The following is an 11500-nucleotide window of genomic DNA, read 5'->3' on the forward strand; positions in this document are numbered from 1 at the left end:
GCGTGTGACAGGAGTACTTCACATAGCGCCGTCAACCTCTGGCGAGTCGTCGTTCCGCACCGCTCACGAGGCGGTCGGGGCGGGCCTCCGGCGGATTTTCGCGAGGACTCGAACCCGGCTGCGTCCGTCGGCTGTGGGCCCCGCACTACCACCCCGAGGCCGGGCTCACCGACCGGCGGGCACCGTGCCCGCGGTTATGCGGCACCCACGGTCTTTGCCCCCGGCCGCTGGGTTACGGGCGTGCGCTGTTGAGCTGAGGGGCGGGCTGTTTCGGCGCTGCTGGTTCTTTTGCTGCTGATTCGAGTGCGAGAAGAACGAGCCCGGCACAGATCGGGAGGTAGACGAAGGTGTCGGCCGACTGCCACGGCTCGTCCAGAAACGTCAGGGAAACCAGTACCAGCAGCACCGGCTCGACGTAGCTGAGCACCCCGAACAGGGAGAACGGCAGGACACGGCTGGCGGTCAGGTACAGCGCGAACCCCGCGGCACTGAGAAGCCCCAGCAGGACAAGTCCGGCGATCAGCTGTGGGCGGTGGATGACCGTGCCGAGTGACGGCTTGGCCGCCAGGACGAAGAGCGAGAAGGGAAGCATCGCGCTGAGCTCGAAGAGCTGGGCCGCGGCTGAGTCCAGGGCGAAGGCGCGGCGGCTGACGAAGTAGAGCGGAAACCCCAGTGCCACCAGCAGGGTGGGCCAGCGCAGCCCGCCGGCGACGACTACGGCCGCCGTGACTCCCGCAACGGCGCAGAGCACGGCCGCGATCCGCCAGCGGGAGAGCTTCTCGCGGTAGACCACGACGCTCACCACCACCATGACCAGCGGCAGGATGAGATAGCCCAGCGACAGATCGAGGCCGCGCCCGCTCTGGGGCGCCCATCCGAATAGCCACAGTTGCAGCCCCAGGAGGGCGGCGTTCATGACCAGGACGCCGGCCAGATGCGGTGTGGCGCGCAGACGGCCGACCAGCGCCGCGGCCTGACCCCACATCCGCGCTGTGCAGAAGAAGACAGCCAGGAAGGCGACCATCGCGATGATGCGGTATCCCAGGATCTGCTCGGGATCCAGCGGCAGAAGGTGCGGAGGGATGACGAAAATGATCCCGAAGATGACTGACGCTCCGACCGAGGACATAATCCCGGACGCAGGGACGGAGGCGGTGCGCGCGTTCATAGGAGCGTAGGGACCTTCCGTGTGGCAGGGAGGGTGAGATGGACTGGGGCCGACCAGCGGCGTCCTTCAGCGTCCCGTACCGCACCGGTAAGGACCAGCGATGAATAATGGAGAGGGTTCATTGAGCCTCTTTCATCCTGTTTCGCAGGGGTGAAATGGGCTGGTCAGCGGGTGTGGTGACGAGGCAGGGCCCCTCGTCGTTGGGGTGGTGATCTCACTCATCACACCGGCGACCTGAGGGGCCCTGTTGGTTCCGTATTTTGCCATGCTCGATGTCCCGCACGAGCTCGTCGAGCACGTTTCCTGGCTGCTGTACGAGCATCGTCGGGTCCGCAACACCCGCTGGCGCAAGCTCGGTTGCTTCAAGCAGGCGCTGCTCACCCTGGTCCACCTGCGGAAGAACGAGACGTTCTCGCAGCTCGGAGCCGGTTTCGGGATATCCCAGGCCACCGCCTGGCGCTACGTGGACGAGACCGTGGACGTCCTCGCGTCCTGGGCGCCTGGCCTGCACGAGGCTCTCGTCGGCCTCGGTGAGGGCGACCACGTCGTCGTCGACGGGACCCTGATTCCCATCGACCGGATCCGCGCGGACGAGCCGTACTACTCGCAGAAGCACCGCAAGCACGGCATGAACGTGCAGGTCATCGCCGCCCCGGACGGCACTCCGCTGTGGTTCTCCCGCGCGATGCCCGGCCGCACCCACGACCTGACGTCTGCCCGCGCGCACGGCATCGTCCAGGCGTGCCTGACCCGGCAGATCCTCGTCTTGGCCGACCGGGCCTACCAAGGTGCTGGCGCCACCTTCCGCACCCCCTACTACCGCCACCGCGAACAGCCCGAGCACTACCAGCAGTACAACCGGGACCACACCCGGCTCAGAGCTCCCGGAGAGCGCGCCTTTGCGCAACTGAAGTCCTGGCGACTACTCCGGCGAGCCAGATGCTCCACCCGTCGCATCGGCACCATCGTCCAGGCCGTCCACACACTGCTGACCTGCGACTATTCGGGATGAAAGAGGCTCATTAGGATTTGTGGATGGTCTTGTCTGATCTCCGCCGCCTGAGGATGCTTCGCGAACTCGCCGAGCGGGGGACCCTCGCCGCTGTGGCATCCGCGATCGGCTACAGTCCCTCGGCGGTCTCCCAGCAGCTGGCAGTCCTGGAGCGGGAAGCCGGAGCCCGCCTGGTCGAGCCGGCCGGACGGGGACTCCGGCTCACCGACGCCGGAAAAGTGCTCGCCCGCCATGCCGCCGTCCTGTTGAACGTCGCCGAAACCGCCGAAACCGAACTGGCGAACCTGACCCAGGAAGTCCGCGGCAGGGTCCGGGCCGTGGGCCTGCAATCGGCAGCCCGGCGGCTACTCATCCCCGCGCTGGTGGAAGTGGCACGTTCACACCCACTCGTCGAGGTCGAGATCACCGAACTCGAACTCGAAGCGGCCCTGCCCGAGCTGCGCCTGGGAACCGTCGACCTCGTCATCAGCGACGAGTACGAAGGCCATCCCCGCCCGCGCCCCGACGGCGTGGACCATCACCTGCTCCTTCGTGAAGGGACACGCCTGGTTCTGCCCGCAGAGCACCCACTCGCCGCCCGCCCCGGGCCCGTTGCTCTTCCCTCGCTGCGCCACGAGGTATGGGCTTCCTCAGGCAGCGGTACCGGACACCACGCAATGATCATCGGGACCTGCCGGGCGCACGGAGGATTCGACCCCGACCTCCGACACCGATCCAACGACGCCGACGTCCAGCTCGAACTCGTCCGCAGCGCAGGCGCCGTGACCCTGCTGCCCGACCTGACCCTGCCCGCCGCAGACCCACGCCTGGCCATCCGCGACATCGCCGGTACCAGCCTGACCCGACGGCTCTACGCCATGATCCGCCAGCAGTCCCCAACCTCACCGGCGCTCAACGCCTACATTGAAGCCCTGCACCAGCAGACCTGATCCCCCCTGCGCCCGAACTTCAGTCGCTGGAGTGATCTCCGCAGGGCATACGGCTTGAACGGGCCGAGAGGCCGATGCGGGTGGGGTGGATGGGCTGCCGGGTGAGACGGCGGGCCATCAGCGTGACAGCTGCGAGGGAGAGCATCACCTCGGAGCGTTCGGGGCGAGACTCGTAGTCACGGCCAGTGCGCCGCGCGTTCGCCACTCCAGATTTTTCTCACCTCCCCCTTCGCTCTTTGTTTCGGCACCGGGGTGGGGCGGGCTTGCCGGGCATGCACTGCGCGAACGGCGACGTGGCTAGGGTCGTCGGACGTGACCGCGACGGAGGGGAAAGCCGTGTCTGATGAGTTGACGCGTTGGCTGGCCGGGACCGCTTTACCGCTGAGCGGTCTGACTGCGGGCGTGTCCACTGCTGACCTCCAGCCGCTGAAGAGCATCCTCGGCGGCGTGCGGATCGTGGGCTTGGGGGAGGCCACGCATGGGACGAGCGAGTTCTTCCGGCTCAAGCACCGCCTACTGGAGTTCCTCGTCGAAGAGATGGGATTTTCAGTTCTGGCCATGGAGGCCAGCGAATCCGCTGGCCCCGCGGTGGACGCCTACGTCCGCCAAGGTGTCGGTGACGCCGCGGGGGCACTGGCCGGGCTGCGGTTCTGGACCTGGCGCACCCGTGAGGTCCTCGGGATGCTCGCATGGATGCGCGAGTACAACCGGGGGTGCCCGGAAGGCCAAAAGGTGCATTTCGCAGGTATCGACCCGCAACAGTGCGGCAACTCCCTGGCCGTGGTCAGCTCCTTCCTGCGCAGGGCGGCACCGGAGCGCGAGACCGGACTCCTCTCCCCGCTCCGCGTGCTCGCCGAGGCATACCCGGCATCGCACCCTGATCCTCAGCGGCGTCTGGTGCACCAGGCGGGCGAACTCCTGAGCTTCCTCCATGGAGCAGGCCCCGAAGCGGCCGACGCCCTCCGGCATGCCGGAATCCTGGTGCGGGCCGCCGACCTGGCGACGCGAGCCAGGCAGCACGCGGACCCGGAGCAGACCGTTTTCGCCGCACGCGACCGGTACATGGCCGAGGCCGTCGGGCAACTTCTCAATGATCCATCCGCCAAGATCGCTCTCTGGGCTCACAACGGGCACATCACCAAGAGCCGTTGCGCAGGCGCGGTACCGGCGATGGGGCAGCACCTGCATGCACAGTTCGGCGACGCGTATTACGCACTCGGTCTGCTGTCCGGCAGCGGCTCCTTCCGCGCCCGTCGAATGTGGCCCGGCCCCTGGGCTCGTCCACGAGCCGGCGCCCCCGTCACCAACCGGATCGGTCCTGCCCGCGCGGGCACCGTCGACGCCCAGCTCGCCACCGCCAGCCCGGGCGACCACCTCGTGGACCTGCGCAGCGCGGGCAACACGCCGATGGCAGTACGGGAGTGGCTCAACGGCCGGCATCACATGCGAACTTTCGGCGCCATGGTGCCCCGCTGGACGTATCGCTTCAACGTGAGCCCCATCTCCCCGGCCGAGGAGTACGACGGACTGGTCTACGTCGCAGTGTCGACCGCTTCCCGGCCACTCACGACCCCCTAGAACTAGGCGAGCGGCGCCCTCAGCGGCTGCGGATCGCAGGCGCCCTGGCCTGCGATGCAGCGCACGGCGCCTTCGGCCCGTGCTAACCCGGGGTGCGGAGGCCGTTGATGACGGCGCGTACGGCCCGGTCACCGCGAGGGTCGGCCATCAGGCGGGCGATGTCCCACCAGCGCAGCAGCAGCGCCGGATAGTGCGGCGGGACGGCGTCCATGAGCTCCCGGTCGAAGCGTGTGCGGACGTTCTCGTGGCGCAGTGCGGAGCGGATGTCGTCCATGGACGGCGGGCGGTGGCGGATGGCGGGCGCGAGCATGGCCTCGTACTCCGGTGCCAGTGTGCGGCCGGGCGCGACCATGATGTTCCCGCCCAGCGCGGCGGCAACGTCGTCCTCCAGCTGCTCCTGGGCCTGCACGGCACGCTCCCACCAGTGGTCCCGGAAGGCGGCGACGGCCGCAGGGCCGGCCAGGTCGAGGGCATCGCGCTGCCTGTCGAACTCCGCACGCTCATCGCGGGGCAGAGCTTCCCGGATCGCGCCGAGAGTCTTCGCCGGATGGCGCGGCGGGGCCTGGCCAAGGTGGCGCACCCACTGGTCCTTGCGCCCTTCGTCGGGAGGGGGTCCCCACACCAGGGCGCCGCCCAGCATGCCGGGCTTCTCCGGGCCGGCTGCCGCCATGGGGGCCTCCAGACTGACCGCCATGAGTTCCAGGTAGGCCGGCAGCGACTCGTACTCCCGCTCACGCTCCCCGAACCTGGTCCACCGGCACACTTCCCCGTTCTCACCGTTCAAGTAGAGGCCGTAGACGGTGTCGCCGGGGCTGAAGGAGCAGAACGGTATCCACGACGGCTTCCACCGCACTGGCGTTTCCTGGCCCTCGATGCCGTCCTCACTGTTCTCCTCCTGCATCCGCATCTGCGCCTGGTAGACCTCGACTACGGTGTCGAGCGGCATCAGGGCCCAGCCACCCAGCATGAGCCCCGAACCGTTGACGCCGTCCTCACCGGCAGACAGCCGCCACAGCGCCTTCAGCTCCTCCCGGACCCCCGTGCCGAGGGTTTCCTCCAGAGCCACGAGCTCGTCTTCACTGGCGCCGGGCCTGAGTGCCGCGTACGACGGCGGAACGTACTCAGCCAGCCATTCCACGATCCGGCTCCATGCCCGGGTGACGCGAACATCTGCTGGTGTGTCAGTGGTCATGAGCCCCACGCTCGCACTGTGCCCCGGGCCAGCACACAGTGGGGCCCGGACGCCAGGCACTCGTGCGACTGGGTACTACACGCACGGCCTTCGCTCGGGACTTCTCGGTCGGATTGTGCTGAGCGGAACCGCGTCGATGATCATGAGGGCGTGAGCGTGGACTATTGGGCGGTTCTCTGGGACTCGGAGCGGGATCAGTGGCGGTATGTTCCGCGCCAGACCATCGGACCGCTGACCTTCGGCATGAGTTGGGAGAACGCCGTCGCCGCCATGGCGGAGCAGGGCTTCACGGCGGAACAGCACGCTATGGGGAGTTGGCACTCGACAGGCCGTGCGCAGTGGCGGGTCGAGTTCGTAAAGGCGCATCCGGCCCGGGGCCGGCCCGCGGTGCTGTGCTACTTCGTCGCCGGTGCGGGATTGACGTGCGTGCTGGTCGATGGACTGCTCGGTCCGCAAGTGACCTGCGAGGGCATCCGTGTGATCGGCCGTGTTCCGTCGGAGCTCAGCAAAGACATGGAGTCGTACGCCATCGAGCACGACGCGGGGCTGCGGTCCAGCCCGGGCGGAGGCCTGACCGTCGACGGCTTCGAAATCGAGCTGGGCGCACAACGTGCCGACGACGCTGTGGTGACCTGGGCGCTCTTCTTCAAGACCGGAGAAATCGCGGGCACGTCCTGGGACATCGCCCCCGCAGAAGTCTGGCACCACTGGTAAGAGTCTGCGGAGCACGCGGCTGAGAGGCGCCATCGGGGAGGCGAGCTTGATGAAGTCACTGATTCTGGGCAGGGCAACGGGATCGCGTCGTTCCCGAACGGTGGGTTCGAACCATTGAAGGAAAATGCCGAGGAAGTGGAACATGGCAGTGAAGGTGCTCGAAGATCCAGCATCCCGAGCTCCCGAAAACAACGAGTGGCGCGTGCGTGGCGGGAGGCTGCGGGGGACCGTCGAAACGCGGCCAAGGGGGAGACGCTGAGTATCCGTACTCATGTGCAGGGCCCGTCCCGGCCCCATGGTGGCCTCATGCGGTTAACGGACTGTCATGGGCATCGGTGGTGAGGATGGGACACAGGAAAGAGGCGTCGACTGGTCGACACGTCGGGGTCGGCCTGGCGCTCCTCGTCCTCGACTTGATGGTCATCGCTTGGTTGGTGTTCGGCTACGGGATGGCCAGCTGGGCCGACAGCTATGACCAGGACAACTTGCCCGGCGCTCCCAAAATGGCGTGGCCGGCAATGTGGCTCCTGGTTGCTGGTGCAGTAGTCACAGGCGGCGGCCTTCTTGCCCTGCGGTGGCGCGCCTTGGGTGTCATGCAGTTGACTGTCCTGGGAGGCGGAGCAGGACTGCTCGCTGCTCTGGCCCTTTCTGATTAGGGGCACTCTGTCAAGGAACTACCTGCATTGTCACCTCGGGCACCGGTCGGCACCTCCTTCGTAGCTGCTGCCGCGCAGCGGGCCCGACCGGGCGGCGGGCAGCGAGCGAGGGGCCGCGCGTGCCGAGAGGGCGGCCACCGAGGCGGGGGACGTGCCGAGACCCGGTACCCACGAATGCGCCGAACGCACGGTCGCCCGCGCCATCATTGCCGCCCAGGCACCGCCACCGGCCAGCGGAACTCAACGACCCGACGCCCCTGAAGGGAGTCAGCGAACTGCTCAGCGCCAGCAGCACTTTGGCCGGCCAACGCCGCCAGACCGCCGCAGGCCAACCACGGGTCTGTCCACGGCTGGCCTCTGCCACCGCCCGCCTACCCGTGCGAAACCGGTCTCCCCGGGGCTGCTCCCACACTGCTCGCCCAGACCTGGATGGGCACCAGCTCCGTCTGAGCCGCTACCTGCTCCGCGTGGTTCTGCACGTCTTCCAGGATCGACCAGCTCGTGGCACCCGGCTGCTTGTCAGCGAGGAACTCCTCGATGACCGGTCCGAGATCGTCCGAGATCAGGTAGGCGCCGCCGAACGGCAATGCGTCCGCAGGGACCGAGCCGGTCGAACACCGGAGCTGACCGGCCTGCCGGTCGTGCCACACATAGAATGTCGCGACCCCGGCAAAGCCCAGCTCGCGGACGCGGACCTGGATGGCTGAGGCGGTCCGCTCGAAGGCGGCGACTACCGCGGAGACGGACAACGACCTCCTGTCCTCCGTCGACGCGCTCAGGCGCCAGGTGTTGGTCTCCCATTCCACCCGGCGGTCGGCCGGCTCCAGCGCCAAGGGCTCGTCCGCCACCTCTGCGATCCACGTCAACAGCATCACAGCAGTATCCCGCATCCCCAGAGCCCCAGAACGGCTCCGCGAAGTGATGTCTAAGGGTGACCGCGGCAACGAGGCGTATTCATGACGGCGTAACGCTGCTGCCTGCGTCGACGTCAGATCGAGCACACCATGAATCAGCGGGCCGGCCGCCGGCGCCGCGGCAGCAAGGGCGGTCGGCCCACGGGTTTCGACTCGACTATCTACACACGCAGGAACGAAGTCGAGCGAACGATCAACGCCTCAAGAACTGACGGGCCGTCGCCAGGAGGTACGACAAGAGGGCCTGCGTCTTCCACGGCACCGTCACCGCAGCAGCATCCGCTTACGGCTCCGCCCATGATCCGCCGGACAGTCCCCCTTTCCTCGCCCCGAGTCAGTTGCCAGTCGCCTTGCGGGCATTGTGAGCCCGCCCTGCGATGACGACGCCGATCGCGACGGCCAGTGGGTACACGGTGATGTTCACTGCGAAGCCTCCCGGCAGCCAGCCCAGCAGGCCGGCGTTGTCGTGGTCGACGAATTGGCGTATTGCAACCTGGGCTCCGATGACGAGCAGCGCCATACCGAGCGCCTGGTAGAGGCCATGCTTCACGGGTTCCTCCTCGGCCTGATTGCGGTTTACCATGCACTTGCACTGTAAACGCGCAGTGCTCGGTTTTGCAATGCGATCGCATGGTTAAAGTGTGAGGAAAGGCGGTGACGCCGTGCCGAAGATCGTGGATCACGAAGCGCGCAGGGCGCGCCTCGTCGAGGCCGTCTGGTCACTGACCGTGCGCGGCGGCATCGAGCAGGTATCGCTGCGAAAGGTGGCCGAGGAGGCGGGCGTCTCGATGGGCCAGATCCAGCACTACTACTCCTCGATGCAGGCCCTGATCCGCGACGCCCTTGACCGAGCCACACGGGCCGTCAACGCCACCATCGAGAACGCGGTCGCCGCCGCCGACACGACCAGTCCGGAGGCCGTCCTCCGCGCCTGCCTGTACGCCCTGATCAGCCCGGCCCAGGAGAGTACGCGGCTGATGCGCTTCGCGCTGGCGGCCGCAGGCCGGGCGGTCTCCGATCCGACAATGGCCAAGGCCCTGGCGCCAGCCGACGACGATCTGCTCACCCTCACCGCCGGCCTCATCGCGGCAGCCCGTGAGGAACGGGGAAGCGAGCCGCGTGGTGAGGAACGTACCGACGCCGACATCTGCTGGTCCCTCGCCACCAGCCTTGGCGTGGACGTCGCCCTCGGCTACCGCACCCCAGAAGCCGCCGAGCATCTCCTCGACCACCACGTCGAGCAGATCCTTCGCTAGGCCGTGTGTCGGAAGTGGGTCCTTCACGTCAGCTCAGCTGAGGTGCCGTCGGACAAAAGGCGCCGTTCCCAAGACAAATGCAGTGAAGGCGACCAGTCGTTGGAGGCCGGGCTGAGCGGCGAGGTTGCTGTGCTGGATGCCGTAGGTCGCGTACCAGTTGGCGGCGAGGTCGGTCGCCATGATGACGCAAGCGAGGTCTGTCCCTCGGCGCTTGCCGCTGATCAGCAGCGCGGCTGCGAGCAGGTCGAGGAGCGCCAGCGAGGACCAGTAGAAGTTGAGCCACCTCGGAGCCCAGTCGTAGGGCTGTAGGCCATAGTGAAGAAGGTCGGTGACATGGGAGACGGCGCCAACGAGAAGCAGGACGGCTGCAGTAGCGCACACCACTATCACCACCCGGAGTGGGGTGCGGTGCATCCAAGCGATCACGTCACGGATCGTCCCAGCCGCCGGCGCGTCCCGTCAGCCAGTTGACAGAAGATGATCTCCCTTCGTGAAGCGTGGAGATCTAACCGATGCGCAGTGGGCCCGGCTGGAGCCGTTGTTGCCAACGGGCAAGAAGCCAGGACGACCGCCGATATGGACGCGGCGGCAGCTGATCAACGGCATACGGTGGCGGACACGGACTGGGTCGCCGTGGCGGGATGTGCCGGAGCGGTACGGTCCCTGGGGCCGCGTGTACGACCTGTTCCGTCGCTGGCAGCGGGGCGGGACCTGGAAACGCATCTTCGCCGAACTGCAGGCCCAGGCCGACGCGAAGCGTCTGATCACGTGGGACATCAACGTCGACTCCACGGTATGCCGGGCCCACCAGCACGCCGCCGGGGCACGGAAAAGGGGCGAACTGCAGGTCGAGCCGCCAGGCGGTGTCGACATCGAGCCGGCCGACCACGGACTCGGACGCTCACGCGGCGGCTTGACCACCAAGCTGCACCTGGCCGTCGAACAAGGCCAGAAGCCAATGTCGATCGTGATCACAGCCGGGCAGCGCGGAGACTCTCCACAGTTCGAGCCCGTACTGGAGCAGATCCAGGTACGTCGTCTAGGACCGGGCAGACCCCGCACCCGCCCCGACCGAGTGCGAGCCGACAAGGCTTATGCCTCCCGCATCAACCGCGCCTACCTGCGCCGACGCGGGATCCGCTGCACCATCCCGGACAAGGCCGACCACGCCCGCAACCGCAAGAAGCTCGGTGCCCGCGGCGGCCGCCCGCCGAAGTTCGACAAGACCGACTACCGTGAGCGCCACGCTGTGGAGTGCGGCATCAACCGGCTCAAGAGACACCGGTCGGTGGCCACCCGCTACGAGAAACTCGCTGTCCGTTACGAAGCCACGGTCCTCGTCGCGGCCATCAACGAATGGCTATGACCGGCACGGAAACCAGTTCCGCGGTGTGACCGGGAAACTCGCCCCATGACCACTGACTTCACCGTGCGCCCCGCCCGACCCGCCGATGCGGGACGCCTGGCCGAACTCCGATGGACGTTCAAACAAGAGGACCACGAAGAGCTACCAGCGACCCCCGCTCGGCCCCTGGCAGAGGCAGAACACTGGATCCGCGACCGGCTCAAAAGTGGCCACTGGTTGGCCTGGGTCGCAGAGACCGAAGGCGAAATCTGCGGTCACGTCTTCCTCTGCCTGGTGGAGCGGATGCCGGAGCCTTACGAGGACAACAACCCCGTCGGCTATGTCACGAACTACTTCGTCCTGTCGTCCCAACGGAACAGGGGAGCTGGCTCCGCGCTTCTTGAGGCGCTCCAGCAGCATGCACGCAGCGCAGGCCTCGAGGGCCTGATCGTCTGGCCGTCAGAGCGCAGCATCCCCCTCTATCGACGACTCGGCTTCCAGTCCCCGGACGAACTGCTGGAACTACCCCTCGACACCTGACGAAGGCCACTTCCGATACACGGCCTAGGGCCTGTGCAGCGGACCTTGCCGGGTCCCACGCACCCCTGCGCTCGTGACACCGCCTTGTACCCGCCCACAAGTGTCGGCGACGGCCCAAAAGTGAACCGCGATCGACGCCTGAAAGTTGACCCCCTCCAAGGGTCTGGCTCGTTGAGTCAGATCGGGAGGATGGGTG

Annotated in this window: 12 protein-coding genes and 1 pseudogene; 8 read left to right on the forward strand and 5 right to left on the reverse strand. The window is 67.3% G+C overall.

Features of this window, described 5'->3' with window-relative positions; genetic code table 11:
• Nucleotides 1-232 precede the first annotated feature (232 nt).
• A complete protein-coding gene (gene rarD, locus HNQ79_RS30705; RefSeq protein ID WP_185036256.1) occupies nucleotides 233-1168 on the reverse strand; it encodes an EamA family transporter RarD in 936 nt (311 codons plus the stop codon).
• Nucleotides 1169-1433: 265 nt separating this feature from the next.
• Here rarD and HNQ79_RS30710 point away from each other — a divergent pair, with 265 nt between their 5' ends.
• The 3 genes from HNQ79_RS30710 (at nucleotide 1434) to HNQ79_RS30720 (ending at nucleotide 4687) form a co-directional block, all read left to right on the forward strand.
• Complete coding sequence (locus HNQ79_RS30710) at nucleotides 1434-2180, forward strand: transposase family protein (protein WP_185036257.1); 747 nt, start codon at nucleotides 1434-1436, stop codon at nucleotides 2178-2180.
• Nucleotides 2181-2203: 23 nt separating this feature from the next.
• The gene (locus tag HNQ79_RS30715; protein WP_185036258.1) at nucleotides 2204-3109 is read left to right on the forward strand and encodes a LysR family transcriptional regulator; all 906 of its coding nucleotides are present in this window, start codon (nucleotides 2204-2206) and stop codon (nucleotides 3107-3109) included.
• A 402-nt stretch (nucleotides 3110-3511) separates the two neighbouring features.
• Complete coding sequence (locus HNQ79_RS30720) at nucleotides 3512-4687, forward strand: erythromycin esterase family protein (RefSeq protein ID WP_229923489.1); 1176 nt, start codon at nucleotides 3512-3514, stop codon at nucleotides 4685-4687.
• 82 nt (nucleotides 4688-4769) lie between these two features.
• Here the strand turns inward: HNQ79_RS30720 and HNQ79_RS30725 are convergent, their stop codons facing one another.
• Nucleotides 4770-5879, reverse strand: a complete 1110-nt coding sequence (locus tag HNQ79_RS30725) for an SMI1/KNR4 family protein (RefSeq protein ID WP_185036259.1) — start codon at nucleotides 5877-5879, stop codon at nucleotides 4770-4772.
• Between the two features lie 150 nt (nucleotides 5880-6029).
• Here HNQ79_RS30725 and HNQ79_RS30730 point away from each other — a divergent pair, with 150 nt between their 5' ends.
• A complete protein-coding gene (locus HNQ79_RS30730; protein ID WP_229923490.1) occupies nucleotides 6030-6593 on the forward strand; it encodes a hypothetical protein in 564 nt (187 codons plus the stop codon).
• A 1027-nt stretch (nucleotides 6594-7620) separates the two neighbouring features.
• Here HNQ79_RS30730 and HNQ79_RS30735 read toward each other — a convergent pair.
• A complete protein-coding gene (locus tag HNQ79_RS30735; protein WP_185036260.1) occupies nucleotides 7621-8121 on the reverse strand; it encodes a hypothetical protein in 501 nt (166 codons plus the stop codon).
• Between the two features lie 105 nt (nucleotides 8122-8226).
• Between HNQ79_RS30735 and HNQ79_RS30740 the strand changes: the two are divergent.
• Nucleotides 8227-8441, forward strand: a pseudogene (locus HNQ79_RS30740) (IS5/IS1182 family transposase); the annotation flags it as partial.
• 56 nt (nucleotides 8442-8497) lie between these two features.
• Here the strand turns inward: HNQ79_RS30740 and HNQ79_RS30745 are convergent.
• Nucleotides 8498-8746 (reverse strand): hypothetical protein, encoded by a 249-nt coding sequence (locus HNQ79_RS30745; protein WP_221508320.1) that lies wholly within the window; start codon nucleotides 8744-8746, stop codon nucleotides 8498-8500.
• Nucleotides 8747-8825: 79 nt separating this feature from the next.
• Between HNQ79_RS30745 and HNQ79_RS30750 the strand changes: the two genes are divergently transcribed.
• Nucleotides 8826-9419, forward strand: coding sequence for a TetR/AcrR family transcriptional regulator (locus tag HNQ79_RS30750; protein WP_185036261.1), 594 nt, complete (start codon nucleotides 8826-8828; stop codon nucleotides 9417-9419).
• Between the two features lie 33 nt (nucleotides 9420-9452).
• Here the strand turns inward: HNQ79_RS30750 and HNQ79_RS30755 are convergent, their stop codons facing one another.
• Entirely contained in the window at nucleotides 9453-9800 is a 348-nt protein-coding gene (locus HNQ79_RS30755) for a hypothetical protein (protein WP_229923491.1), read from the reverse strand.
• A gap of 109 nt (nucleotides 9801-9909) precedes the next feature.
• Here HNQ79_RS30755 and HNQ79_RS30760 point away from each other — a divergent pair, with 109 nt between their 5' ends.
• Together HNQ79_RS30760 and HNQ79_RS30765 are read left to right on the forward strand one after the other, a co-directional pair.
• Complete coding sequence (locus HNQ79_RS30760) at nucleotides 9910-10785, forward strand: IS5 family transposase (RefSeq protein WP_185036262.1); 876 nt, start codon at nucleotides 9910-9912, stop codon at nucleotides 10783-10785.
• Nucleotides 10786-10830: 45 nt separating this feature from the next.
• Nucleotides 10831-11304, forward strand: coding sequence for a GNAT family N-acetyltransferase (locus HNQ79_RS30765; protein WP_185036263.1), 474 nt, complete (start codon nucleotides 10831-10833; stop codon nucleotides 11302-11304).
• The last annotated feature ends 196 nt before the right edge of the window (nucleotides 11305-11500 follow it).

This window comes from Streptomyces candidus (assembly GCF_014207445.1).
Taxonomy (GTDB): domain Bacteria; phylum Actinomycetota; class Actinomycetes; order Streptomycetales; family Streptomycetaceae; genus Streptomyces; species Streptomyces candidus.